Source organism: Nonomuraea rhodomycinica (assembly GCF_013363995.1).
GTDB classification, from domain to species: domain Bacteria; phylum Actinomycetota; class Actinomycetes; order Streptosporangiales; family Streptosporangiaceae; genus Nonomuraea; species Nonomuraea rhodomycinica.
Map to the genome: position 1 here is coordinate 450,322 of NZ_JABWGO010000006.1, position 25,029 is coordinate 475,350.

Consider the following 25,029-nt stretch of genomic DNA (forward strand, 5'->3'; position numbering starts at 1 on the left):
CATGACCTCCCCGGGGTCACCCTACGGGGCCTACCTGCCCGCGGCTCCCGGCCACATACCGGCTTCGCGCGCGTACCCGGGCGTGGAGGCGTAGGTTACGGAGAGTGGACCTCGAGTACGTGCGCGCCCACGCCGGGCGCCGCGTCACGGACCTGACCCGCAGGGACGTGGCGCGGGCGCTGCTGTCCGTGCCGTCGGGCATGGCGCTGGTGGCGCTGCCCGACCTGCGGCGCGCGATGGCCGCCGCGGGCAACCCGCTGTCGCCGGTCTTCTGGGACTCCGCCAAGGAGATCCTGCTGCTCATCGAGGCGTGCGTAGCCACCGTGGGCGAGGTGCAGCGCTGGGTCGAGTCCACCGGCACCGAGCCCATCCTGCTGACCCCGGGCTTCTTCATCTGGCCGGAGGAGGACGAGCGCGGGCCGGTGGGCGAGGAGATGTTCTCGCGGCTCGTGCGTCACCTGGAGGAGCGCGTGCGGGCCGGCGAGATCGACTCCGACGCGCTGCTGCGGGGCGACCAGCGGGCCCGGCGGGCGTACGAGGAGCTGCAGGACCGGTGGCTGAACACGCCGCTGCCCGACGGCCGGGTGCCGGGCTTCGCGGTCGCCGACGAGCAGAACGAGGAGCTGATGGCCGTCTTCGAGGAGCAGGAGGCGACGGCGCTCAGCGAGCTGCGCCGCATCGTCGCCGGCCTGCCCAGGCAGCCGGAGCTGCCGGTCGCCGACCTGGAGGGGGTCGCGGCGCGGCTGCGGGTGCTGCTCGGCCAGCCCGGCTACCCGGCCAACGTGCTGCGGGCCTGCGCCGGGTTCGAGGACCGGCCGATGCCCGACGACGACATGGAGCTGTGGCTGTCGGTGGCCGCGGGCATCGCGGGGCCCATCTCCGACTTGTCGGAGGAGGACGACACCGTCGAGGAGTTCACCGACCTGGACGGCGAGGTGAGCCACGAGGACCAGGTGCTCGCCGCCCTGTGCGAGATCCAGTACGCCGACTGGCTCGCGGCGGTCGCCGCGCTGGTCCGGCTCGGCCCGGGCGTGCTGGCCTCCCCGGAGCGGATCGCGCGGCTCATCGCCGAGTCGCCGGACATCACGACCGAGGTCGACATGAGCGACCCCGACGAGCTGCGCGGCAGCGAGCGGCTCTTCACGCCCGTGGTGACGCTGTGGGGGCAGCTGGGCATCGTGGACGCCGACGACGTGCTCACGCCCCTCGGGTGGTGGGGGCTCCCGCTGGCCCTGGAGCGGGCCTGGTCGCCGAAGGAGTACTGACCGGCTTCAGGACCCTTCGGGGGCCAGGAGGTCCTTGTACTCGGGGTGACGCTCGATGTACTTCGCGACGTACGGGCAGAGCGGGACGACCCGCAGGCCGGTGTCGCGGCTCAGGTCGAGCGCGTGGCCGACCAGCCGGCCCGCCAGGCCCTGGCCCTCGTGCTCGGGCCGCACCTCGGTGTGGGTGAAGACGATCTTCTGGGGCAGCAGACGGTAGTCGGCGAACCCGGCCACCTCGCCGTCCACGAGAACCTCGAACCGGCTCCGCGCCGGGTCGTCGACTACTTCGATGGCCATCTACTCGGCTTTCCTGTCGTCCGTGTCGCCCTCGTGCGGGACCTTGATCTTCGACATCTGCTTGTTCATCGACTTGATGAGGAAGTACAGGGCCAGCCCGATGAGGGCGACGACGACGAAACCGAGCAGGCCCGGGCTCACGTCACCGGCTGCGAGAACTGTCACCGTTCCAGTGTGCCACCGGGGTGCCGTGGTCGGCCCAGGGGCCGGTCAGCGAGCAGGCGGGCTCACGGGCAGGCGGGCTCACGGGCAGGCGGGCTCACTGGCAGGCGGGCGAGACCTCGTCGGCGTGGATGCCGGTGAACAGGTCGTCCTCGGGCAGGTCGGTGTCGACCAGCGAGCGGGCCAGGTGGTAGTCCTCGGTCGGCCAGATCTCCTGCTGCAGCTCGCGCGGGCAGACGAACCACCAGCTGTCGGGGTCGATCTGGGTGGCGTGCGCCTTGAGCGCCTCGTCGCGGATGTCGAAGTAGTCGCCGCACGGCACGCGGGTCGTCACCGGCCACTTGGCCGGGCGGTCCTCCCAGCGCGCGATCCAGTCGGCGTACGGGGAGCCCATGCCGCGCGAGGTCATGGCCTCGTGCAGCGCCTCGAACCGCTCCTTGGTGAAGCCCATCTGGTAGTAGAGCTTCAGCGGCTGCCACGGCTGGCCCGTGCCCGGGTAGCGGTCGGGGTCGCCCGCGGCGTCGAACGCCTCCACCGAGACCTTGTTGGTCATGATGTGGTCGGGGTGCGGGTAGCCGCCGTCGTCGTCGTAGGTGATGATCACGTGCGGGCGGAACTCGCGCACGGCGGCGACCAGCGGCCGGGAGGCGTCCTCCAGCTTCTGCAGGGCGAAGCAGCCCTCGGGCAGCGCCTCGTCCTCGTTCTCCGGCAGGCCGGAGTCGACGAAGCCGAGGAACTGCTGCCGCACGCCGAGGATCTCGCGCGCCCGGTCCATCTCGGCCTTGCGCACCTCGGCGATGTTGGCCACGATCTCGGGCCGGTCCATCTTCGGGTTGAGCACCGAGCCCCGCTCACCGCCCGTGAGGGTACAGACCAGCACCTCAACGCCTTCGCGGACATAGCGGGCCATCGTCGCGGCGCCCTTGCTGGACTCGTCGTCAGGGTGGGCGTGGACGGCCATCAGCCTCAGCGGTGCACTCACGGGCTCGATGTCTCCTCAGTCGGACCGAACAGGCGCCCAGAGAGGTTACTTTCTGCTGGGCGGTCGCGAGGGCACTGCCCCCGCGGGCGACAATTGTCTCGGATAACGCTGAGGGAGTGCAGGGAGATTCCGCCATGGCCACGAGAGATGTCGGGAACGGGCCGGTTCTCGGCACGCCCGACGACTACCCGGACCGTCCCAAGCGAGGCGGCCGTCTCGTCGTGCACGTCGTCATCGGCGTGCTGGTGGCCATCATCGCGGGCGGATGGGGCTACGTGATGTGGTCGATGACCGGCAGCACGTCCGGCGCCGTGGCGCAGGTCGTGTCGTTCACCGTGCAGCCCGGGCAGGCCGAGATCGTCTTCACCGTGGCGAAGCCGGACGACCGCGCGGCGGTCTGTCAGCTCAGGGCCCTGGACGCCGGGCATGCCGAGGTGGGCACCAAGGACGTAAGAATCGGGCCGGGAGAGGGTAGTAAGCAGCTCAAGGAGCGGCTGGACACCACCGCCGAGGCCGCTTCAGTCCACATCCAGTACTGCAATCTCATAGAATAAGACGTTTGGGGAAGCGTTGGCGCGGCCGGCTTGTTAGCCTTTCGCAATTCGACCGCACAGGCGTCCTCAGTGTTCCAGGGCCCCTAGGCAAGCAAGGAGAACCCGTGGCCGACTCTCGCGATGAGAACGTCACATGGCTGACGCAGGAGGCGTACGACCGCCTGAAGGCGGAGTACGAATATCTCTCGGGCCCAGGGCGCGTCGACATCGCCAAGAAGATCGAGGCCGCCCGCGAAGAGGGTGATCTGCGGGAGAACGGCGGCTACCACGCCGCCAAGGACGAGCAGGGCAAGATGGAGGCCCGCATCTTCCACCTCCGCCAGATCCTCGACAACGCGCAGGTGGGGGAGGCTCCCAAGACCGAGGGCATCGTCGGCCCGGGCATGACCGTGACGATCCGGTTCGTCGGCGACGACGACGAGGTGACCTTCCTGCTCGCCTCCCGCGAGGAGAGCGGCGCCCCGATCGACGTGTACTCGCCCAAGTCCCCGCTCGGGGCGGCGATCAACGGCAAGAAGATCGGCGAGAAGGCCACGTACAGCATGCCCAACGGCCGTCAGAACACGGTCGAGATCCTCGAGGCCGTGCCGTACATCGGGAACTGACTCCCGGAGAAACGCACCGCCGGGCCCACGACGGCCCGGCGGCGTCTTCCGCTGCCCTGGGGCCGCGCCGCGGCTCGGCCATCAAGCAGGACCTGAGCTACCTGCTGCGGTCCCCGGCGCCCCGGAACCCACAGGGCCATCCGCCGGGCCCGTACGGCCCGCACCCGCCCTACGGCCCACATGGCCCGCACGGCCCGTACGGCCACCCGCAGGGCCCGTACGGGCCGCCTCCGCGCCGCCGGCGTGACCACTCGCGGCTGGTGCCGGTCATCGTGGTGGCGCTGGTCGCGGTGCTGACCGCCGACGTGCTGCTGCTGGCGCAGCCCCGCGCCCCGAAGCAGCCGCCGAGGCAGGGGCAGGCCGCGGCGACGGCGCCCGCGCAGGACAGGCCGTCGCCCCGGCAGACGCTGGTCGCCGAGTCCGGCCCGGCCCCCGAGGTCAAGCCACTGGGCACGCTGCACAAGCCCAACCTGTTCGTTGTCACGCGCAAGCCGTTCACCACGAAGCTGCTGGAGAAGGTGGCCCGCTTACGCGGCGTGCGCGCGCTGGAGCTGGCCGACGCGGCCTCCATCACGCTCGACGGCAAACGGGTGCAGACTCTCGCGGTCGATCCCTCCACGTTCCGGGCCTACACGCCGAAGGTGACGGCCGCCTCCGACGCGCTGTGGAAGAACGTGGCGGCGGGTGACGTCGCGGTCTCGTTCGTGCTCGGCAACGACGGCGGCCTGTCGCTGCACAGCCGCGTGAACGGCCCGGCCGGTCCGCTGCGCATCGGCGCGTACGCCACGACGGGCTTCGGCGCGGTGGACGCCGTCGTCTCCCGGCAGACCGGGCGGCGGCTCGGCCTGCCCCGCGACAACGCGCTGATCGTCAGCGCGCCTAGGGCCAACTCGGCGAAGCTGCGCGACTCCCTGCTCAAGGTGCTGCCCAAGGGCACGCAGGTGGCCATGGTCAACCCGGTGCTGCCGCCGGCCAAGAAGCAGGCCCGGGTGTGGGCCGCCGGCGCGCTCGTCTCGGCCGCGCAGATCACCGTGGCGTTGAAGGCGGCGGCCTCGAAGCTCGGCCGGCCGTACGTGTGGGGCGCCGAGGGGCCCGACACGTTCGACTGCTCGGGCCTCGTGCAGTGGGCCTACGCGCAGGCGGGGGTCAAGATGCCGCGTGTCACGCACCAGCAGTGGGTGACCGGCCCCCAGGTGCCGCTGTCACAGGCGCAACCCGGCGACCTCATCTTCTGGCGCAGCGACCCGACCAACCCCGGCTACATCTCCCACGTGGCCATCTACTGGGGTGGCGGCAAGATGATCCAGGCGCCGCGCACGGGCGACGTGGTCAAGATCAGCCCGGTGCACACGCGCAACCTCGCCGGCGTCGTCCGGATCAGCCCTGCCCTCGCGGCCAGGGTCAGGTAACCCCGCGGTCATCCGCTTCATACCCTCCGGTGGGTGCGTACGCCGAGCAATGGTGTAATTCTGATTACATGGAAAGCGTAGAAAGCACCGCACAGGTACGCGCCTGGTTCACCGGCCGCCTGCCCGAGGACTGGTTCACCGGGGCGCCCGAGATCGTCCGCGACCGCGAGGAGATCGCGGTCATCGGCACGCTGCCCGAGCCGTCCGGCGAGACGCCGGAGGAGGAGCGGGCGGCCCTCGTCGAGGGGCTCGTCCTGCGCTTCAGGGAGGAGACCCGGGAGCGCCGCATCGAGATCGCGCGCGAGGCCGAGCGCAGGTTCCGGCAGAAGGTGTCCTGGGGCGTCTCCTGCGGCGAGCAGACTGTGATGTTCACCACTCTCTCCGTGCCGGTGATGACCCGGCTGCGGCAGTCGGAGCGGCAGGTCCTCGACACGCTCGTGGCCGCCGGCGTGGCCCGCAGCCGCAGCGACGCGCTCGCCTGGTGCGTACGCCTGGTCGGCCGGCACACCGACACGTGGCTGGCGGATCTGCGCGACGCCCTGAGCCACGTCGACCGCGTCCGCTCCTCCGGGCCCGACGTCCAGAACTGAGAGCACGCAGCGAAAACGAATCGGGAAATGGTTTATACCACTCCGGGAATTGGTTTAGACCATGCTTCGGAGGCCGGTGGAGGTGCCGGAGGAATTTCTTTTAAAACCGTTCGTGATGGGTAGGCTCCCCCAATCGTCAAGGCCCCTGCCTGCGGCGACGCCGACGTGAAAAGGTCTATGCCAATTGGCTTTCACACGGCTTCGTCGTTAATGATGACTGGGCCCTGAACACCGTGGAGGAGCCGTAGCCGTGTCGCTTTCCGTCGAAGTACCCGCCCCGACGAGCAATGCCGAATTGGTTGCCTGGGTGAACGAGATCGCCGCCTTGACCCAGCCCGACCGGATCGAGTGGTGCGACGGCTCGGAGGCGGAGTGGACCCGCCTGACCAACCTGCTCGTCGAGCAGGGCGCCTTCACCCGTCTGGCCAAGCGGCCCAACAGCTTCTACGCCAAGTCCGACCCGAGCGACGTCGCGCGGGTCGAGGACCGCACGTTCATCTGCTCCGAGCGCGAGGAGGACGCCGGGCCGACGAACAACTGGATCGCGCCCGCGGAGATGCGCGCGACCTTCGGCGAGCTGTTCAAGGGCTGCATGCGCGGCCGGACGATGTACGTGGTGCCCTTCTGCATGGGCCCGCTCGGCGGCGAGATCTCCCAGCTCGGCGTGGAGATCACCGACTCGCCGTACGTCGCCGTCTCGATGCGGATCATGACCCGGATGGGGGAGCGGGCGCTGCGGCTCATCGAGGAGCGCGGCGAGTTCGTGCGCTGCGTCCACAGCGTCGGCGCGCCGCTGGAGCCGGGACAGCAGGACGTGCCCTGGCCGTGCAGCTCCACCAAGTACATCAGCCACTTCCCCGAGACGCGTGAGATCTGGTCGTACGGCTCCGGCTACGGCGGCAACGCGCTGCTCGGCAAGAAGTGCTACGCGCTGCGCATCGCCAGCACGATGGCCCGCGACGAGGGCTGGATGGCCGAGCACATGCTCATCCTCAAGCTCACGCCGCCCTCCGGCGAGGCGCGTTACATCGCCGCGGCCTTCCCGAGCGCCTGCGGCAAGACCAACCTCGCCATGCTCCAGCCGACGATCCCGGGCTGGAAGGTCGAGACCGTCGGCGACGACATCGCCTGGATGCGGTTCGGCAAGGACGGCACGCTGCGCGCGATCAACCCGGAGGCCGGGTTCTTCGGCGTGGCCCCCGGCACCGGCGAGATCACCAACGCCAACGCGGTCCGGACGCTCTGGGGCAACAGCATCTTCACCAACGTCGCGCTGACCGACGACGGCGACGTGTGGTGGGAGGGGCTCACCGACGAGCCGCCGGCGCACCTCACCGACTGGAAGGGCCGTTCCTGGACGCCCGACAGCGCCGAGCCGGCCGCCCACCCCAACGCCCGCTTCACCACGCCCGCCTCCCAATGCCCGACCATCGCGCCGGAGTGGCAGGACCCCGAGGGCGTGCCCATCTCGGCGATCCTGTTCGGCGGGCGCCGCGCCACCGCGGTGCCGCTCGTGACGGAGTCGCTGAGCTGGGACCACGGCGTCTTCCTCGGAGCCAACGTCGCCTCCGAGAAGACCGCCGCGGCCGAGGGCAAGGTCGGCGAGCTGCGCTACGACCCGTTCGCCATGCTGCCGTTCTGCGGTTACAACATGGGCGACTACTTCGGCCACTGGCTGGAGATCGGCCGCCGCCAGGGCGCGAAGCTGCCGCGCATCTACTACGTCAACTGGTTCCGCAAGGACGCCGACGGCCGCTTCGTCTGGCCGGGCTTCGGCGAGAACAGCCGGGTGCTCAAGTGGATCGTCGAGCGCCTCAACGGTGAGGCGACGGCCGTCGAGACGCCGATCGGCCTGGTGCCCGAGACGCTCGACACCGAGGGCCTCGACCTGCCCGAGGAGGACCTGCGCATGCTCCTGTCGGTGGAGCCGGAGGTGTGGCGGGACGAGGCCGCGCAGATCCGCGCCCACTTCGACACCTTCGGCGACCATCTGCCCAAGGAGCTGTGGGACGAGTACAACGCGCTGCTCGACCGCCTGTCCTAGCGCGCGTCCAGAGCCACCCCCCGGCCTTCCGCGGCCGGCCCGTCAACGGCGCCGGGCCGGCCGCGTGGCCTTCGGAGGTCTTGCCGGAGCGAGCCAGACATCCTAGGTTTTGCTGCGTGATCGTGGATGCGCACCAGCACTTCTGGGACCTCGAGACCGGCTCCTACCCGTGGCTGACCCCGGACCAGGGCGTGCTGTACCGCAGCTACCGGCCGGCCGACCTGGCGCCCGAGCTGGCCGTGACCGGGGTCGAGGCCACGGTGCTGGTGCAGGCGGCCGACTCGTACGCGGAGACCGACGCCCTGCTGGCCCTGGCCGATGCCCACGACTTCGTGGCGGCGGTGGTCGGCTGGGTGCCGCTCACCCGTCCGGAGGAGACGGCCCGCGCCATCGAGCGCTACGTCAGACATCCGAAGTTTCGCGGGGTCCGGCACCTCATCCATGACGAGCCGGACCCCGACTGGCTGGTCCAGGACACCGTGCTGGAGTCGCTGGGCCTGCTGGCGGAGGCCGGGCTGACCTTCGACGTGGTCTCGCTGCTGCCCCGGCACCTCGACCACGTCGTCACGCTGGCCGAGCGCCACCCCGGGCTGCGCGTCGTCGTGGACCACCTGTCCAAGCCGCGCGTCAGGGAGCACGTGTGGGAGCCGTGGGCCTCGCAGATCACGCGCGTGGCGGCCCTGCCCAACGTGTACGCCAAGGTGTCGGGGCTGGTGACCGAGGCCGACCACGCCGACTGGACCGTGGAGGACCTGCGGCCGTACGTGGACCACGCGGTGGGGGCGTTCGGCCCCGAGCGGCTGATGGCCGGCAGCGACTGGCCGGTGGCGCTGCTCGCCGCCGACTACCGGACGGTCTGGGAGGTGACGTCCTCCCTGCTGGGAGGCACGGACCGGGACCTGGTCCTGGGGGAAACCGCGCGGCGTTTTTACGGAATCGGGTGATCTTGGCCCAGGGATTATGGCTAGGCGTTTTCCTGGGTTTAGGGAAGTTTGGGATGGAAAAGCTGCCGGTGTGGGGGGACTACGCTGTGTCGATGGATCTTTCCTGACCGTCACGCCCGTCGCGTGCACGGACAGCGTCGGCATGCCGTACGAGATCACCCTGGAGCTGTCGCGCGACGGCACGCCGTACGGCACCGTGGGCGAGCGGTGCGGCTGGCTGCTGCGGCGCCTGGCGCACGGCGTGGACGAGGCCCGCGCCGGGCGTGGCGAGGCCGCGCGCTGGCCCGATCCGGACGACAGGTTCCCCGAGGAGGAGCCGGACAGCGAGCTGTTCGCCTTCCGGTACCGTACGAGGTCGGCCCTGGTGGGAGGCGGCGAGCTGCGCTGCTGCCTGCGCACGATCCCGCTCTGGGTCCCCGGGCGTGACCGGCCCGGGCGATGGCGGCTGACGCGCCGCGCCATCGTCGAGGCGTGGGGCGTGGAAGGCGTCGGCATGCGGGCGGTGCTCACCTCAGCGGAGCTCGCGCGCTTCGTGCACACGCTCGTCGACGAGGCCGACGGCTGTCTGGGCGGCCCCGGGAAATCCCATGAGGGCGCGGACACACGTGAAACGCGGTGATAATTGCCTGTTAGGTCATTCGACCTGAGGCACAGCACCGCTGGGGAGGGACTCCGTGGGCCTGCGCGACCTGGTCTACCGGCTGTACGAGCGCCGGTTGGAGGCCAAGCTGTCGAAGGACAGCGTCCCCCGGCATGTCGGGGTCATCATCGACGGCAACCGCCGCTGGGCCCGCGCGATGGGCATGCGCGACGTGTCCCGCGGGCACCGCAAGGGCGCGGACAAGATCTCCGAGCTGCTGACCTGGTGCCGCGAGAGCGGCGTCGAGGTGGTCACGGTGTGGATGCTGTCCAACGACAACCTCAACCGGCCCAGCGAGGAGCTGGAGCCGCTCCTGCGGATCATCGAGGACGTCACGCAGGAGCTCGTGGACCAGGGCTGGCGCATCAGCCCGGTCGGAGCGCTCGATCTGCTCCCCGACCGGACGGCCAATGTCCTGAAAAACGCGAAAGAAGCAACATCGCACCGTCCTGGCCTGATTGTGAACGTTGCAGTTGGGTATGGAGGAAGACGTGAGATTGCCGATGCGGTGCGCTCACTCCTCCAGGAGCAAGCCAGCAAGGGGGCCAGCATCGAGGACCTCGTCGAGGTACTCGATGTGGAGCACATCGCGGAGCATCTCTACACTCGCGGCCAGCCCGACCCGGACCTTCTCATCCGGACCTCGGGCGAGCAGCGGCTGTCCGGCTTCATGCTCTGGCAGAGCGCTCACTCCGAGTTCTACTTCCACGAGGCTTACTGGCCTGACTTCCGCAGGGTCGACTTCCTGCGGGCGCTGCGCGACTACGCCGCGAGGCACCGGCGTTACGGTTCCTGACCCGACATCTGGGTATCCAAGACGTAACGTTGGAAGTGTCCGGCCACAGGCCGGACACTCCGGAGAGGGCCCCATCCTTGCGCCGACACCTGCCGAGGGGGCCGGAATCCGGCGTCGCCGGCACGTCGCGGCCGGGGACACGGGTCCGGTCCGATTCCCACCTCGTCTGCAGGGTGCCCCCCGCCAGGGGCGCCCGGGGGAGAACGTGTGGCAGTGTCCTCGAGCAACCCGTCCACTCAGCCCGGTAAGCGCACGTACGTGCTCGACACCTCGGTCCTGCTCGCCGACCCGGCGGCGATGACCCGGTTCGCCGAGCACGAGGTCGTCCTCCCGATCGTCGTCATCACCGAGCTGGAGGCGAAGCGGCACCACCCCGAACTGGGCTACTTCGCGCGCAAGGCTCTGCGTTACCTCGACGACCTGCGCGTCAGACACGGCCGGCTGGACGAGCCCATGCCGGCCGGGGACGGCACCCTCCGGGTGGAGCTCAACCACAGTGACCCGTCCATCCTGCCCGTGGGCTTCCGTCTGGGCGACAACGACACGCGCATCCTCACGGTGGCCCGTGCCCTGGCCGCCGAGGGCTGCGACGTCGTGCTGGTCTCCAAGGACCTGCCCATGCGGGTCAAGGCTGCCTCGATCGGCCTGGCCGCCGAGGAGTACCGCGCGGAGCTGGTCGTGGAGTCGGGCTGGACCGGCATGGCCGAGGTCCAGGTGACCGACGAGGGCGTCCAGAGCCTGTTCGAGCACGGCTCGGCCGAGCTCGACGAGACCAGGGACCTGCCCACCCACACGGGTCTGCGGCTGCTGTCGAGCAAGGGCTCGGCGCTCGGCCGCGTGCTCCCCGACAAGTCGGTGCGCCTGGTGCGCGGCGACCGTGAGGTGTTCGGCCTGCACGGCCGCTCGGCGGAGCAGCGGATCGCGCTGGACCTGCTCATGGACCCGGACATCGGCATCGTCTCGCTCGGCGGCCGGGCCGGCACCGGCAAGTCCGCGCTGGCGCTGTGCGCGGGCCTGGAGGCGGTGCTGGAGCGCCGCCAGCACCGCAAGGTGATCGTCTTCCGGCCGATCTACGCGGTCGGCGGCCAGGAGCTCGGCTACCTGCCCGGCACCGAGGGCGAGAAGATGGGCCCGTGGGGTCAGGCGGTCTACGACACCCTGGGCGCGATCACCACGCCCGAGGTGATCGAGGAGGTGCACGACCGCGGCATGCTGGAGGTGCTGCCGCTCACCCACATCCGCGGCCGGTCGCTGCACGACGCGTTCGTGATCGTGGACGAGGCCCAGTCGCTGGAGCGCGGGGTGCTGCTGACCGTGCTGAGCCGCATCGGCGCCAACTCCCGCGTGGTGCTCACCCACGACATCGCCCAGCGCGACAACCTGCGCGTCGGCCGGCACGACGGCGTCGTGGCCGTGGTGGAGAAGCTCAAGGGCCATCCGCTGTTCGCCCACGTGACGCTGACGCGCTCCGAGCGCTCGCCGATCGCCGCCCTGGTGACCGAGATGCTGGAGGACATCACCCTCTAGCGGGACTCACTTCAGGTCGCCGCAGATGAACCGTCCCTCCACCGTGGAGGGACGGTTCTCGTACCTGTGGACGATCTTGACCTGCTCGAACGCGGCCTCCTGCTGCGCCGTGCACACGATCTGGGCCTTGGCGGGCCGCGAGAGCGTGCCCTCGCCCTTGACGATGACCGTGAGCGTCGAGGTGCGGGGGAGCTGCACCTCGTCGCGCCGGATCGGGTTGAGGGAGTCCTTGATGCCCTCCAGCGTGAAGCCGCGCAGCGCGGTGTCACGGCCGTCCTGGAGCGGCTGCGTGGAGGCCGCGAACAGGGCCGTCAGCAGGCTCTCCACGGTGTCGGACTCGACGTCGGCCGGCTCCTTGGTCAGCCTGCCGTCCTTGAGCAGGTAGATGGTCTTGGACGGCGGCGGCACCTGGACGGTCGGCGGCTTGGCCACCTCCCGCGCGTCGGTCGGCGCGATGCCGCAGCCCGCCACCACCGGCATGACCCCCGTCAGCAGGACCAGGGCGCCCCTCGCGCGCCGGCCGTGGCACTTCCTCCTCGCGCGGCCCCTCATGCGCGCGGCAGCCAGACCGTGAACAGCGTGCCCGGAGTCTGCGGGCGCACCGAGATCGTGCCGCCGTGGAGCTGGGCGTTGGCCCGGGCGATGGCCAGGCCGAGGCCGCTGCCCTGGCTGCGGGTGCGCCCGGCCCCCGCCTTGAAGAAGCGGTCGAAGACGTGGGGAAGAGCCTCGGGCGGTATGCCCCTGCCGTGGTCGCGCACCTTCACCTCCAGGCCGTTCTCGGTGCCCCTGGCGCTCACCGTGACCGGCGCACCGCCGTGCTTGAGCGCGTTGCCGACGAGGTTGGCCACGATGACGTCGAACCTGCGCGGGTCCAGGCTGGCGGTCAGGCCCGGTGAGGCGCTCACCCCCACCTCCTCGCCCCAGCCCCGCACGTCCAGGCAGCCGTGGATGGCCTCGGCGACGTTGACCGGCTCCAGGTTGAGCGTGGCCGTGCCGGCGTCGAAGCGGCTGATCTCGATGAGGTGCTCGATCAGCTCGCGCAGCCGCTCGACCTCCCTGAGCACGAGCCGGACGGCCTGCGCCGTGTCGTCGGGCAGCCGTTCGAGGTCGTCGTTGAGCACGTCCGCCACGGCGGTCATCGCGGTCAGCGGGGTGCGCAGCTCGTGGGAGACGTCGGCGACGAACCGGCGCGACATGGCCTCCAGCGCCCGCAGCTCCGACACGCTCAGCTCCAGCGCCGCCGCCGCGTCGTTGAACCGGGCGGTCAGCTCGGCCAGCTCGTCCTGCCCGTGGACCGGCAGCCGGGTGTCGAGCCGGCCCTGGCCGAGCGCCTGGGCCGCCGCGCTCAGCCGGCGCACCGGCAGCAGCACCTGCCGGGCCGACAGCAGCGCCACGACGAGGGCGATGGCGACGATGCTGGCGCCGCCCTGGGTCAGCTTGCTGCGCAGGGTGGCGAGCCGGCTCTGCTCGTCGCGCAGCGGGAAGAAGACGAACGTGCGCAGCCCGGTGGGCTCGGCGACGGTGCCGGCGCGCCGGTAGACCTCGGCGCCGACGATGAGCCACAGCTCGTTGTGGATGACCCTGCGCTGGGTGACGATGTTCTGCTTGGCCCGGCCGTACAGCTCGTTGGGCACGTCCTCCATGGTCATGGGGCCGTCGGCGTAGAGGAGGCCGCGGTACTCGACGACGACGCCGCGGCCGGGGCCGTCGAGTGACTGGCCGAGCTCCTCCAGGTTCTTCGCGGTGGGCGGCGCCTCGCCGGGCCGCAGCCGGCCGATCGGGAACGCGATGCGGTCCAGCTCGCGCTCGACCACGTCCACGGCGGTGTCCTCGGCCCGCTCGACCAGCGCGGTCTTGGCCAGCTCGAAGCCGATGGTCGCGACGAGGACCGAGGCGGTGACGGCGACCAGCGTGAACGTGATGACGAGCCGCGCGCGCAGCCCGGTGGGCAGCCGGACCACGCGTCCGAGCAACTTCTTGATCATGGAGGGCTGAACCGGTAGCCGAATCCGCGCACGGTGTGGATGAACACGGGCTCGGCCGGCTTCGGCTCGATCTTCGCGCGCACGCGCTGCACGCAGGCGTCCACCAGACGGGAGTCCGCGACGTGCGTGTGGTCCCACACCTCCCGCAGCAGGTAGCGCCGGTTGAGCACCTGGCCGGGGTGGCGGACCAGCTCCAGCAGCAGCCGCAGCTCGGTCGGCGTCAGGTGGATCTCCTTGCCGGCCAGCGTGACCTTCAGCGCGCCCCGGTCGATCACGAGGTCGCCGAAGGTGATGCGGTCGGAGGCCGCCGACTCGGCGCGGCGCAGGATCGCGCGGATGCGGGCGTCCAGCACGCGCGGCTCGACGGGCTTGACCACGTAGTCGTCGGCCCCCGCCTCCAGGCCCACCACGATGTCGAGGTCGTCGCCGCGGGCGGTGAGCAGGATGACGGGGAGCTGGTCGAGCCGGCGGATGCGGCGGCACACCTCGACCCCGTCGATGCCCGGGAGCATGACGTCGAGGATGGCGATCTCGGGCCGGCGCGACCTGATGTGGTCCAGGCCCTCCTCGCCGGTGGCGTAGGAGGTGACGGAGTGCCCCTGCCGTGTCAGCGCCAGCTCCAGGGCTGTGCGCACGGAGGCGTCGTCTTCGATGAGGAGGATGCCGGCCACCTGCACATTATTCGCCCAGGTGAGGGATGCATCAGACGAGCGTCATAGAACTGTGACATCTCACTCACACGACCACAAAAAAGACGGGGCACTGTCAGGGCCGCCCCAGCCCCGGGAAAAGGCAGCGTCAGGTGTGACGAAAATCACATCGTATGGGAAACTCCACGCCAGGTGGCTGGTGGGGCCAGTGTTGTCCTGCCGAATGTCCCGTTTCGGTTGCGGACCACCCCCCAAGACAGGGCAAGCTCATTGCTCGTGAGCCCAGGTCCGCAGTTGAGTGAGCGCCGCGCCCCCGAAACCCCCCGCTCGGCAAGCCGACCGGCCCGTTCCTCGCGCGTGAGCCCGAAGCGGGTGCTCGGCATCGGCCTGGCGGCCGTCGTCGTGCTCGGCGGCGGAGGCTTCACCGCCTACCGCGCCGTCCAGAACGCCAACGCGCCCAAGGCGGCCGAGCCTCTGTCGCTCCCCGAGATGGGCGCCCTGGCCGGTGGTGACTTCAGCGCCGCCGCCGACCCCAAGACCGACAAGCTCAAGGAGGCCGCGGTCCAGGCGTACCGGGCCGACAAGCTCAAGGCGTCGCGTTCCGGGGCGAAGACCGGGTTCGACTGGGTCGAGGTCAAGAAGAAGGCCCCGGGCGGCAACGGCTTCCCGCCCGCCAACTTCCCGCCGGGCAGCACCCCGTCGCCGGGCAGCAACAAGGCCATCGCCCGGAGCATGCTGGCCAGCGCCGGCTTCGGCGCCGACCAGTGGGGCTGCCTCGAACGGCTCTGGCAGAAGGAGAGCGGCTGGAACGAGCGGGCCATGAACCGCTACTCCGGCGCGTACGGCATCCCGCAGTCCCTGCCCGGCAGCAAGATGGCCTCGGCCGGCGCCGACTGGCAGACCAACGCGGCCACCCAGATCAAGTGGGGCCTCGGCTACATCAAGGGCCGCTACGGCACGCCGTGCGGGGCCTGGGGACACTCCCAGTCCACGGGTTGGTACTGACAGGTCATCTTTCCCTCAGCAATCGGCAAGCCGTCGCGTCCGTCCACGCGGGCGGGCGCACGCTGGGCCCATGGCTGTGAAGGTCAGTGTGATCGTCGATGTCCACAACCCGGGTGATTCGGCCGACGCGTGCCTGCGGTCCGTCCTGGACCAGACGCTGCCCGCCGACGACTACGAAGTGATCTTCGTGGACGACGGGTCCACCGACGGGATCGCCGAACGGCTCGACACCGTCGCCGCCGTACGCCGCAACGTCCGCGTCCTGCACCTGCCGCACAGCGGCTCGCCCATGAGGGGACGCAACGTCGGCATCGCGGCGGCCAAGGGCGAGTACGTCTACCTGATGTCCCAGGGCGACCGGCTGGCCCGCGAGGCGCTGGAGCGCATGTACGACCGGGCCGTGGAGACGGACGCCGACGTCCTGGTCGGGCGGCTCGCGCGCGACACCGGGCCGCCCATGGGCGCCTTCCAGCAGAGCCGGGCCCGCGCCGACATCCTGCGCGACCGGCTCTTCTCGCTCCTCACCCCGCACAAGCTCTACCGGCGCGCGTTCCTGGAGCAGCACACCCTCGCCTTCGCCGTGCCCGGCGGCCAGCTCGCCGAGCAGGCGTTCTCCGTGCGCGCCTACCTGGAGGCCAAGGTCGTCGCCGTCCTGGCCGAGCAGGTCTGCTGTCACCTGGGCGAGCGGCCCGAGCCCGACGAGGACCCCGCCACGGTCGTGGCGGAGCTGCGCGAGCTGCTCGACGGCATCGACGCCCGCATCGGCGAGGGCCGCCACCGCGACCGCATGTACGCCTACTGGTTCCGTTCGACCGCGCTGCGCCCGTTCCTCACCAGCAGGTTCGCCGGCTCCTCCATCGACCGCGGCATGCACTTCACGCTGCTCAGGGAGCTGGTGCTGGAGCGCTTCCCGGAGCGGCTCGACCGCTACCTGCCGGTCCACCTGCGCGCCGTGGCGGCGCTGCTGCGGGCCGGCCGGCTCGACCAGCTCGTCCTGCTCGCCAACTCCACCCGCCGCGCGGGCCTGGGCGCCGATCTGACCGAGGTCCGCTGGGACGGGCAGGTGCTCGTGCTCGGGCTCACCGTGGAGGTGCTGAGCGGCGACGGCCGGCCCACCGTCTTCCGCGCCGACGGCGACCGGCTGCACTGGATCCCGCCCCGCTCGCTCGACACCACGCTGCTGCCGGACGGCGTCACCGACGTCACCCAGGCGGTCGAGCGGGCCCGCATCGAGGTCTACGTCCGGCACTCGGAGACGGGCGTCATCCACTTCCTGCCCGTGGCGTACCGGGTGGAGCGCGTCCAGGACGGGCGCCGCCACATCCGGGTGCGCATCGTCGGCGAGGCCCGCGTGGACGCCACCGAGGCCGCCATGGGCCGGCCGCTGCGCTCCGGCCAGTGGGAGGTCCACGTCCGCATGTACGGCGGCGCGCACCAGGCCCGCAGCCGCGTGCGCCGCTCCGAGGGCCCGCTCAACTGCCTGGGCGTGCTGGCCGAGCGGCCGAGGACGCGCCTGGTGGTGCCCTGCTGGACCGACGAGGGCGAGCTGGGCCTGGCCGTCGAGCCGCGCTCGTTCGCCGAGTCCATCGCGCTGGTCTCGCCGGGCGTCACCGTCAGACGGCAGGAAGGCCACCTGTACGTCGTGCTGCCGGTGCCGTACGTGCCGCCGAGCGGCGGGCCGCCGCTGGAGCTGGTGCTGCGCGGCACCGGGCGCCGGGAGCGCGAGGTGAGCGCGCCCGCCCTCGTCGAGCCGGGCCTGGCCGGCCGCATCGCCGGCCAGCTCGTGGCCAAGCTGCCGATCCGGCGGATGTTCGCGCCGCCGGACGTGCTCGGGCCGGGCCGGTGGCTGCCGTCGCTGCGCACCGCCGAGGAGGAGGTGGGGCTGCGGTTCGGGCTGGAGATCCGGCGGGGCGCCGTCATGGTGCGCCCCACCGCCGCCGTGGACCCGGCCCGCCGCTCGCCGCTCGGCCGCGACACGGCCCTGCACCGGATCGGCCGGCGCCTGCCGGGCGCCCGCCACCTCGTACGGCTGGCACGCGCGGGCAGGCACCGCTACCTGAAGGACTGACGCCGGTACCGGGAGGACCGGCGCCTACCGGCCGGTCCACTCCTCCAGCTCGGCGAAGGCGTCGCGGAAGGCCGGCAGCATCGGCCTGAGCCGGTCCGGGTAGACGTCCACCAGGCTGTCGAGGTGGTTGCCGCCCTCCACCCGGTGGTAGCGGAAGGGCCGGTGCGGGCCGACCATCCGCGCGTACACGTCGGAGTCGCGCTCGATGGGCAGCAGCGAGTCGAGCGTGCCGTGCAGCGTGATCAGCGGCTTCGTGATGCGTCCGGTCAGCGCGATCCTCGCGACCGCCGCGTAGGGACGGCGCGCGTCGTAGTCGTAGTCGGCCGCGGCGCCGTCGTAGGACGGGTCGAGCTCCTTCTGGTAGAGCTGCTGGGTGAGCTCCCAGTAGTACTGCCGGTGGAACGGCCACAGGAACTCCGACCCGGCCGCGAAGCCCGCCTGCCGCACGCCGGCCTCGTCCGGGTACGCCTTGAGCGCCTGCGGCAGGTAGTTCAGCAGGTTGTCGCCCTTGACCCGCCAGAGCGTGCCCTCCCAGTCCACGCCGCCGTCGTAGAGCCATCCGCGGTTCTCCAGCTGCCACCTGACCAGGTAGCCGCCGTTGGAGATGCCGGCCATGTACGTGCGCCTCGGGGCCCGGCCGTACCGCTGGGCGGCGACGGCCTTGGCGGCGATGGTGAGCTGGGTGACCCGCTCGTTCCACTCGGCGATGGCGTCGCCGGGGCGCCGGCCGTCGGTGTGGAAGTTCAGGCCGGTGTTGCCTTTGTCGGTGGAGGCGAAGGCGTAGCCCTTGGCCAGCACCCAGTCCGAGATCGTGAAGTCGTTGGCGTACTGCTCCCGGTTGCCCGGCGTGCCGGCGACGACGAGGCCGCCGTTCCAGTGCTCGGGGAGCCTGATGACGAACTGGGCGTCGTGGTTCCAGCCGTGGGTGGCGTTGGTGGTGGAGGTGTCGGGGAAGTAGCCGTCGATCTGGACGCCGGGGACACCGGTGGGGTTCACCGTGGCGGCCGAGTGCAGGCCGGCCCAGTCGGCCGGGTCGGTGTGCCCGGTGCGGGCGGTGCCGGCGGTGGTGAGGTCGTCCAGCTCGGCCGTGACGGCGCGCTCGGCGCCCGGCACGGTCAGCGGCCCGGCCTGGGCCGCGGCGGGTAAGGGCGTGAGCAGGCTCGCGACGAGGGTGAGGGCGACGAGCATCAGTTCTCCAGGAGGTGCCGGGCCAGCAGGCGCCGGAAGTCGTCGGGGCGTTCCAGGTGGGGGCTGTGGCCGCACTTGTCCAGCACCGCCTCGTGGTACGGGCCGTAGCGGTCCAGCACGGCCCGGGTCTGGGCGACCATGGGCTGCGCGGGGGTGCCGGGGGAGCCGGGCACCACGCCGATGGCGCCCAGGTGGGCCAGGTCGAACAGGGACGTGTCGGAGACGATCACGTCGTCGGCGCCGCGGATCCACAGGACGGGCGGCTTGGGGGTGATCTCGTGCAGGTCGTCCAGGCGGAAGCGGGTCGGCGCCAGCGCGTTGAGCACGCCGCGCCGGCCGGGCGCGACGCCGGGCCAGGCGGGCGAGGTGGCGGCGTCGCCCGGGTAGTGGTCGTCGCCGACCCGGGTGGTGAGCATGGCGGCGACGTAGCGGTCCTCGTCGTCCACCGGGCTCACCACGTACGTGGAGCGGAACACCGAGCGCGGCGAGGCCGGGTCCTCGTCCGACAGGTCGCCGCCCTTCAGCCGGGCCACGAACTCCGGGTTGACCGCGCCCGCGCCCGACCCGGCACCGTCCGGATGGGTCAGCCGGCCGTCCGGGCCCTCGGTGCCGCCGAAGCCGTACGGCGAGACGGGGTTGACCAGCGTGACGGACCGCACGGCCGCGGGCCGCTCGCGCAGCATCTGCAGCACGATCCCGCCGCCCATGCTCCAGCCGACGAGGTGGACGGCGGGCAGCTCCAGGGCGTCCACCAGCTCCAGCAGGTCGTCGGAGAAGTCCCGCAGGCCCCGGGTGGCGTCGATCGGCTCCGGGTCGGTCCCGCCGAAGCCGCGCAGGTCCACCGCGATCGGGCGCAGGCCGTCCGGCAGCGCGGCCATGCTCGTGTGCCAGAACGCCGAGGAGGAGACGTTGCCGTGGACGAACAGCACCGGCGCGCCGCCGCGGCCCTCGACGGTGACGACGTGCTGGGTGAGCCGCGGCGTGGTGATCCGCGTGGAGACGAACGCCGGCGGGGTGCTCACGCGCGCACCTTCTCGGCGAGGTCGCGGCCCTGGGTCTCGCGGGCGGCGAAGACGGCGACGAGGGTGAGGACGGCCGCCGCGCCGAGGTAGACGGAGATCGGCAGGCTGCTGCCGAAGTCCTTGAGCAGGGCCACCGCGATGATCGGGGCCAGCGCGCCGGCCACGATCGCCGAGAGCTGCGCGCCGATCGACACGCCCGTGTACCTCATCCGCGTGCCGAACAGCTCGGAGAAGAAGGCCGCCTGCGGGCCGTACATCATGCCGTGGAAGAGCAGCCCGACCGTGACGGCCAGCGTGATCGCCAGGAAGTTGCCGGTGTCCACGAGCGGGAAGAACGCGAAGATCCACACCCCGATCCCGGCCGCGCCGGCCAGGTAGATCGGGCGGCGGCCCAGCCGGTCCGACAGCGCGCCCCACATCGGGATCGTGACGAAGTGGATGGCCGAGGCGATCAGCACCGCGTTGAGCACGGTCGAGTTCGCGAGGCCGGTGGTCTTGGCGTAGGTGATGACGAAGACCGTGAGCAGGTAGAAGGAGATGTTCTCCGCCAGCCGCGCGCCGATGGCGATGAGCACGTCGCGCCAGTGGTGGCGCAGCACGCCGACGATCGGCGCGGTCGGCTCGGGCTCGGCCTGCTGGAAGACCGGCGACTCGGTGATCGACAGCCGGATCCACAGCCCGATCAGCACCAGCACGCCCGACAGCAGGAACGGCACCCGCCAGCCCCAGCTCAGGAACGCCGCGTCCGACTGCGTGGCGGCCAGGATCGCCAGCACGCCGGTCGCCAGCAGGTTGCCGCCGGGCGCGCCCGCCTGCGGCCAGGAGGCCCAGAAGCCGCGGCGTTCGGCGTCGCCGTGCTCGGAGACGATCAGGACCGCGCCGCCCCACTCGCCGCCGAGCGCGAAGCCCTGCACCAGCCGCAGCGTCGTGAGCAGCAGCGGCGCGGCGGCGCCGACGCTCACGTACGTGGGCAGGCAGCCGATGAGGAACGTGGCCGCGCCCATCATGAGCAGGCTGACCACCAGGAGGGTCTTGCGGCCGACCCGGTCGCCGAAGTGACCGAAGACCAGGCCGCCGAGGGGGCGGGCGACGAACCCGACGGCGTAGGTGAGGAACGCGAGGAGGGTGCCGGTCAGCGGATCGGCCTCGGGGAAGAACAGCTTGTTGAACACGAGGGCGGCTGCCGAGCCGTACAGGAAGAAGTCGTACCACTCGATGGTGGTGCCGATCAGGCTGGCGCCGACGACCTTCTTGATGGAAGTGGCCATGCCGTCACGCTAGGGAGTGACGGGGGTCACTCATATGGGGGCGAAGCCCACAGTCTACGGCTGTGATGTGTGGCCGAGGCGGTGCAGGCGGAGCGCGAGCTGGATCTCCAGGGCCCGCTCCGGGTCGGACCAGCCCTCGCCGAGGAGCTTGCCGATGCGGTCGAGGCGCTGGGTGACCGTGTTGACGTGGATGTGCATGGCCTCGGCCGTACGGGAGGGTGAGCCGCCGGTGCCGAAGTAGGCGGCGAGCGTGGCGGCCAGCGCGGTGCCCCGGCGGGCGTCGTAGTCGACGACCGGGCCGAGCACCGAGCCGACGAAGCCGCGCACGTCGCGGCCCTCGCCGATGAGCAGGCCGACGAAGCCCAGCTCGGCGGCGCTCGCGCCGTCGCCGGCCCGGCCCAGCGCGACCAGCGCCTCCGCGCACCGCCGCGCCTCCCGGTAGGCCGCCGCGACGACGCCCGCCCGCACGGCCCCGCCGCCCGCTCCGTCCGCTCCCGTGCCGCCGCCCGCTCCCGTGCCGCCGTCCGCTCCCGTGCCGTCGGCGCGGGAGGCGCCGGCCGTGGCGGGGGAGCCCAGCGAGGCGCTCAGCTCGGCGGCGACGCGCTGCGCGAGCGCCCCCGCGTCCTCGCCGGGCAGCAGCAGCACGACCTCGCCCGCCCGGCCGGCGGCCAGCCCGCGCCGCACCGCGGCCTGCGACGACGCCCAGAACGCGGCCCGCTCCCGCTGCCCGTCGTGCCGCGCCACCACGACCACGTGCGGCGCCCTCAGGTCGACGCCCAGCCGCCGCGCGCGGTCCGCGAGGCCGGGCGTCTCCGGGCGGGAGATCAGGTCGTCCAGCAGCTCGCCCCGCACCCGTCCCTCGGCCTCGGCCACGCTCCGGCGGAACAGCAGCAGCAGCGCGCACACCAGCGCCGCCCGCTCCAGGATCCGCTCGTCGGCGTCGTCGCTGCGCAGCACCAGCGTGCACAGCGGCTCCCCGCCGACGTCCACCGACGCGATCCGCAGATCGCCCCTGCGCACCGTACGGCCCAGCGCCCGCGACGCCTGCGCGGCCTCGAACACGCCCGCGTCCAGCTCGCCCACCGCGCCGTCGAGCGGCCCGGCGATGGGCCGGCCCAGGTCGTCGAGCACGGCCAGCGACCCGCCCAGCACGTCGGTCACGACGGCCGCCACGTCCTCGATGCCGCCGCCCCGCAGCACCACCGAGGTCATCCGGTCGTGCGCGAGCGCGGCCCGCTCCACCGCCTCGGCGTGCGCGCGGGCGGTGCGGTGGGCGGTGGACAGCTCCTCCAGCGCGTTGCGCGTCTCCTGGAGCAGCCGGGCGTTGTCGATGGCGACCGCCGCGTGCGCCGCCAGGCTCGCCAGCAGCGACACCTCCTCCTGGTGGAACGGCCGGGCGCTGCGGTCGGCGGCCATCAGCACGCCGATCACCCGTTGCCCCAGCCGCAGCGGAACGCCGAGGATCGCGACGAGCCCCTCCTCCTGGACGGCCTCGTCGATGTGGTCCTTGTGGCGGAACCTGGCGTCGGCGAAGTAGTCGGCCGTCGCGTACGGGGTGGCCGACTGCGCCACCAGCCCGCCGAGCCCGGCGCCCATGGCCAGCCGCAGCGCCCGGAACTTCGCCGAGATCGACCCGTCGGTGACCCGCATGTAGGTGTCGCCCCGCTCGGGGTCGTGCAGGGTCATGTACGCCGTGTCGGTGGCCAGGAGCTGCCTGGCCCGGTGGACGATCGCCTCCAGCACCGCGTCGAGGTCGCGCAGCGCGGCCAGGTCGCCGGCCGTGTCGTACAGGGCGGACAGCTCCGCCTCGCGCCTGGCCCGCCGCCTCAGCAGCGCGCGCACCTTGAGCGCCTCGACCTTGGCGCGTTCGAGCTCCTCGATCGTCGCCGCGTCGGCCCCGGCCGCCCGCGCCTCGATGATCGGCCCCTCGAACTCCACCGCCGAGGCCTCACGCCCCAGCAGCTCCAGGTAGCGGGTGATCATAGGCGCGTCATCGGGCCGTCCAGCCGCCGTCCACGGGCAGCGAGACGCCGGTGATGAACGAGCCGCCCGGCCCGCACAGGTACGCGACCAGCTCGGCCACCTCCTCCGGCTCGATGAGGCGCTTGATCGCCGCGGGCCTCAGCATGATGTCCTCGACGACCTTACCGGGGTCGATGCCGTGCGCCCTGGCCTGGTCGGCGATCTGGTCCTCGACGAGCCGGGTGCGCACGTACCCGGGGTTGACGCAGGTCGAGGTCACCCCGTGCGGGCCGCCCTCCAGCGCGATGGTCTTGGACAGCCCCTCCAGGGCGTGCTTGGCCGTCGTGTAGGCCGACTTGTACGGCGAGGCGCGCAGCCCGTGGACCGACGAGATGTTGACGAACCGGCCCCACTCCCGGGCGTACATGCCGGGCAGCACCCGCCGCGCGATGAGGAACGGCGCCTCGACCATGACCCGCAGCATGGTGGAGAACACCTCGGGCGGGAACTCCTCGATGGGCGCCACGTGCTGGAACCCGGCGTTGTTGACCACGATGTCCACGTCGGCGGGCAGCCGCTCGGCGAAGCCCGGCTCGCCCAGGTCCGCGACCACGGCCGTGCCGCCGATCCCGGCCGCCACCTTCCCGGCGGCGTCGCCGTCACGGTCCACGACGAGCACGTGCGCCCCGGCGGCGGCCAGCCGCCGCGCGCAGGCGGCCCCGATGCCGCCGCCGGCCCCGGTCACCAGCGCGGTCCGCCCCGACAGCCCACCGGTCACTTCGTTCGCCATGTCTCGACCCTAAGCCCGGGGCTCGACCCGCAGCATGGGGCCGGGCCACACAGATCATGATCCAGGTATGTGGGTGAAGCCGGATGGTACGATCTGCGGCATGACCGCGTATTCGCACCAGTGGTGGCCCGCCTCCTAGGCGGACCCGCACGCGCATACGCATCCCGGCCGCCTCGACGAGGCGGCCGCCCGCGTGTCCGGGACGCCCCCCGTCGAGCACCTCGACCAGCGAAAGGGCGTTCACATGACGATCACTTGGGCCTCCCTGCTCGGCACGCTCCTCGACGGCTCGTCCCTGCGCGCGCACGAGAGCGCCTGGGCGATGGAGCAGATCATGTCCGGCGCGGCGACCGAGGCCCAGATCGCGGCCTTCGCCGTGGCCCTGCGCGCCAAGGGCGAGACGGTGGCCGAGGTGACCGGCCTGGCCGACGGCATGCTGGCCCGCTCGTACGCGATCAGGGTGCCGGGCGAGACCGTGGACCTCGTCGGCACCGGCGGCGACCGGGCGGGCACGGTGAACATCTCCACCATGGCGGCCGTCGTGGCCGCGGCGGCCGGGGCCCGGGTGGTCAAGCACGGCGGCCGGGCCTCCTCCTCGACGACGGGCGCGGCCGACGTGCTGGAGGCGCTCGGCGTACGCGTGGAGCTGCCGCCCGCCGAGGTCGTGCGGGTCGCGGAGGAGGTGGGCATCACCTTCTGCTTCGCCGGGACCTTCCACCCGGCGATGAGACACGCCTCGCCCGTACGGCGCCAGCTCGGCGTGCCCACGTTCTTCAACTTCCTCGGCCCGATCACCAACCCGGCGCTGCCCGCCGCCCAGGCCGTCGGCGTGGCCGACGCCCGCATGGCGCCGGTGATCGCGGGCGTGCTCGCCGAGCGCGGCTGCTCCTCGCTCGTCTTCCGCGGCGACGACGGCCTCGACGAGCTGACCACCACCGGCCCGTCCACGATCTGGGTGGTACGGCGGGGCACGGTCACCGCGACCCCGTTCGACCCGGCCCACCTCGGCGTCCCGCGGGCCCGTACGGAGGACCTGCGCGGCGGCGACGCCGAGCACAACGCCGCGGTGGCCCGCGCGGTCCTGGCGGGCGAGCCGGGGCCGGTGCTCGACATCGTGCTGCTGAACGCCGCCGCCGCGCTGGTGGCCGCCGACGGAACACCGCCGGCCGCCGAGCTGACGCCGGTCCTGGCGGCCGCCCGCAAGCGCGCGGCCGACGCGGTCGAGTCGGGGGCCGCCGCCACGCTCCTCACCCGCTGGGCCCGCGCCACCCGCTGA

Annotated in this window: 24 protein-coding genes; 13 read left to right on the forward strand and 11 right to left on the reverse strand. The window is 72.0% G+C overall.

Annotated features, from left to right (window positions below; translation table 11 throughout):
- The first annotated feature begins 104 nt into the window (after positions 1-104).
- Entirely contained in the window at positions 105-1,265 is a 1,161-nt protein-coding gene (locus HT134_RS25900; protein ID WP_175603031.1) for a hypothetical protein, read from the forward strand.
- A 6-nt stretch (positions 1,266-1,271) separates the two neighbouring features.
- On the opposite strand, the gene HT134_RS25905 is transcribed toward HT134_RS25900, so the two are convergent.
- The 3 genes from HT134_RS25905 to mca all read right to left on the reverse strand — a co-directional run bounded on the left by HT134_RS25905 (position 1,272) and on the right by mca (position 2,706).
- Positions 1,272-1,562 carry a GNAT family N-acetyltransferase gene (locus tag HT134_RS25905; RefSeq protein ID WP_175603032.1) on the reverse strand — a complete coding sequence of 97 codons (291 nt, stop codon included), beginning with the start codon at positions 1,560-1,562 and terminating at the stop codon, positions 1,272-1,274.
- Positions 1,563-1,727: a hypothetical protein gene (locus HT134_RS25910; RefSeq protein WP_175603033.1), complete on the reverse strand. Its 165-nt coding sequence runs from the start codon at positions 1,725-1,727 to the stop codon at positions 1,563-1,565.
- A gap of 94 nt (positions 1,728-1,821) precedes the next feature.
- Positions 1,822-2,706 carry a mycothiol conjugate amidase Mca gene (mca, locus tag HT134_RS25915; RefSeq protein ID WP_175603034.1) on the reverse strand — a complete coding sequence of 295 codons (885 nt, stop codon included), beginning with the start codon at positions 2,704-2,706 and terminating at the stop codon, positions 1,822-1,824.
- A 134-nt stretch (positions 2,707-2,840) separates the two neighbouring features.
- On the opposite strand from mca, the gene HT134_RS25920 reads away from it, so the two are divergent.
- From HT134_RS25920 to phoH2, 9 genes are all read left to right on the forward strand, one after another.
- Positions 2,841-3,260, forward strand: a complete 420-nt coding sequence (locus tag HT134_RS25920) for a DUF4307 domain-containing protein (protein ID WP_175603035.1) — start codon at positions 2,841-2,843, stop codon at positions 3,258-3,260.
- Positions 3,261-3,364: 104 nt separating this feature from the next.
- Positions 3,365-3,865 carry a transcription elongation factor GreA gene (gene greA, locus HT134_RS25925; RefSeq protein WP_113704807.1) on the forward strand — a complete coding sequence of 167 codons (501 nt, stop codon included), beginning with the start codon at positions 3,365-3,367 and terminating at the stop codon, positions 3,863-3,865.
- 260 nt (positions 3,866-4,125) lie between these two features.
- Positions 4,126-5,274, forward strand: coding sequence for a C40 family peptidase (locus HT134_RS47750; RefSeq protein WP_312888428.1), 1,149 nt, complete (start codon positions 4,126-4,128; stop codon positions 5,272-5,274).
- 68 nt (positions 5,275-5,342) lie between these two features.
- A complete protein-coding gene (gene abmR, locus HT134_RS25935) occupies positions 5,343-5,864 on the forward strand; it encodes an ATP-binding transcription factor AbmR (protein ID WP_175603036.1) in 522 nt (173 codons plus the stop codon).
- A gap of 250 nt (positions 5,865-6,114) precedes the next feature.
- On the forward strand, positions 6,115-7,908 hold the full coding sequence (locus HT134_RS25940; RefSeq protein ID WP_175603037.1) for a phosphoenolpyruvate carboxykinase (GTP): 1,794 nt from the start codon (positions 6,115-6,117) through the stop codon (positions 7,906-7,908).
- Between the two features lie 116 nt (positions 7,909-8,024).
- The gene (locus HT134_RS25945; RefSeq protein ID WP_175603038.1) at positions 8,025-8,852 is read left to right on the forward strand and encodes an amidohydrolase family protein; all 828 of its coding nucleotides are present in this window, start codon (positions 8,025-8,027) and stop codon (positions 8,850-8,852) included.
- A gap of 142 nt (positions 8,853-8,994) precedes the next feature.
- Entirely contained in the window at positions 8,995-9,471 is a 477-nt protein-coding gene (locus tag HT134_RS25950) for a hypothetical protein (RefSeq protein WP_217708330.1), read from the forward strand.
- A gap of 55 nt (positions 9,472-9,526) precedes the next feature.
- The gene (locus tag HT134_RS25955; protein ID WP_175603040.1) at positions 9,527-10,288 is read left to right on the forward strand and encodes an isoprenyl transferase; all 762 of its coding nucleotides are present in this window, start codon (positions 9,527-9,529) and stop codon (positions 10,286-10,288) included.
- Between the two features lie 207 nt (positions 10,289-10,495).
- The gene (gene phoH2 / locus HT134_RS25960; RefSeq protein ID WP_376768110.1) at positions 10,496-11,815 is read left to right on the forward strand and encodes an RNA 5'-3' helicase PhoH2; all 1,320 of its coding nucleotides are present in this window, start codon (positions 10,496-10,498) and stop codon (positions 11,813-11,815) included.
- A gap of 6 nt (positions 11,816-11,821) precedes the next feature.
- Here phoH2 and HT134_RS25965 read toward each other — a convergent pair whose 3' ends face one another.
- The 3 genes from HT134_RS25965 to HT134_RS25975 are packed head-to-tail and all read right to left on the reverse strand — an operon-like array spanning position 11,822 to position 14,471.
- Positions 11,822-12,367 (reverse strand): hypothetical protein, encoded by a 546-nt coding sequence (locus HT134_RS25965; protein WP_175603041.1) that lies wholly within the window; start codon positions 12,365-12,367, stop codon positions 11,822-11,824.
- Positions 12,364-13,800, reverse strand: a complete 1,437-nt coding sequence (locus tag HT134_RS25970) for an ATP-binding protein (RefSeq protein WP_217708331.1) — start codon at positions 13,798-13,800, stop codon at positions 12,364-12,366. Before HT134_RS25970 ends, HT134_RS25965 begins: the two co-directional genes overlap by 4 nt.
- Positions 13,797-14,471: a response regulator gene (locus HT134_RS25975; protein ID WP_175603042.1), complete on the reverse strand. Its 675-nt coding sequence runs from the start codon at positions 14,469-14,471 to the stop codon at positions 13,797-13,799. The genes HT134_RS25970 and HT134_RS25975 overlap by 4 nt, the downstream gene beginning before the upstream one ends.
- Positions 14,472-14,807: 336 nt before the next feature.
- Between HT134_RS25975 and HT134_RS25980 the strand changes: the two genes are divergently transcribed.
- Together HT134_RS25980 and HT134_RS25985 are read left to right on the forward strand one after the other, a co-directional pair.
- Positions 14,808-15,455, forward strand: coding sequence for an aggregation-promoting factor C-terminal-like domain-containing protein (locus HT134_RS25980; protein WP_312888429.1), 648 nt, complete (start codon positions 14,808-14,810; stop codon positions 15,453-15,455).
- A 70-nt stretch (positions 15,456-15,525) separates the two neighbouring features.
- Positions 15,526-17,523 (forward strand): glycosyltransferase family 2 protein, encoded by a 1,998-nt coding sequence (locus HT134_RS25985; RefSeq protein WP_175603044.1) that lies wholly within the window; start codon positions 15,526-15,528, stop codon positions 17,521-17,523.
- Positions 17,524-17,547: 24 nt separating this feature from the next.
- Here the strand turns inward: HT134_RS25985 and HT134_RS25990 are convergent, their stop codons facing one another.
- Genes HT134_RS25990 through HT134_RS26010 form a run of 5 tightly spaced genes read right to left on the reverse strand, consistent with a single transcriptional unit; the run spans position 17,548 to position 23,753 of the window.
- Positions 17,548-18,711 (reverse strand): alpha/beta hydrolase family protein, encoded by a 1,164-nt coding sequence (locus HT134_RS25990; RefSeq protein WP_175603045.1) that lies wholly within the window; start codon positions 18,709-18,711, stop codon positions 17,548-17,550.
- Positions 18,711-19,733 (reverse strand): alpha/beta fold hydrolase, encoded by a 1,023-nt coding sequence (locus HT134_RS25995; RefSeq protein WP_175603046.1) that lies wholly within the window; start codon positions 19,731-19,733, stop codon positions 18,711-18,713. Before HT134_RS25995 ends, HT134_RS25990 begins: the two co-directional genes overlap by 1 nt.
- Positions 19,730-21,001, reverse strand: a complete 1,272-nt coding sequence (locus HT134_RS26000) for an MFS transporter (protein ID WP_175603047.1) — start codon at positions 20,999-21,001, stop codon at positions 19,730-19,732. The genes HT134_RS25995 and HT134_RS26000 overlap by 4 nt, the downstream gene beginning before the upstream one ends.
- Before the next feature lie 54 nt (positions 21,002-21,055).
- Positions 21,056-22,984, reverse strand: coding sequence for a helix-turn-helix domain-containing protein (locus tag HT134_RS26005; RefSeq protein WP_175603048.1), 1,929 nt, complete (start codon positions 22,982-22,984; stop codon positions 21,056-21,058).
- A gap of 7 nt (positions 22,985-22,991) precedes the next feature.
- Positions 22,992-23,753 (reverse strand): SDR family oxidoreductase, encoded by a 762-nt coding sequence (locus HT134_RS26010; RefSeq protein WP_175603049.1) that lies wholly within the window; start codon positions 23,751-23,753, stop codon positions 22,992-22,994.
- A gap of 244 nt (positions 23,754-23,997) precedes the next feature.
- On the opposite strand from HT134_RS26010, the gene trpD reads away from it, so the two are divergent.
- On the forward strand, positions 23,998-25,029 hold the full coding sequence (gene trpD, locus HT134_RS26015) for an anthranilate phosphoribosyltransferase (RefSeq protein ID WP_175603050.1): 1,032 nt from the start codon (positions 23,998-24,000) through the stop codon (positions 25,027-25,029).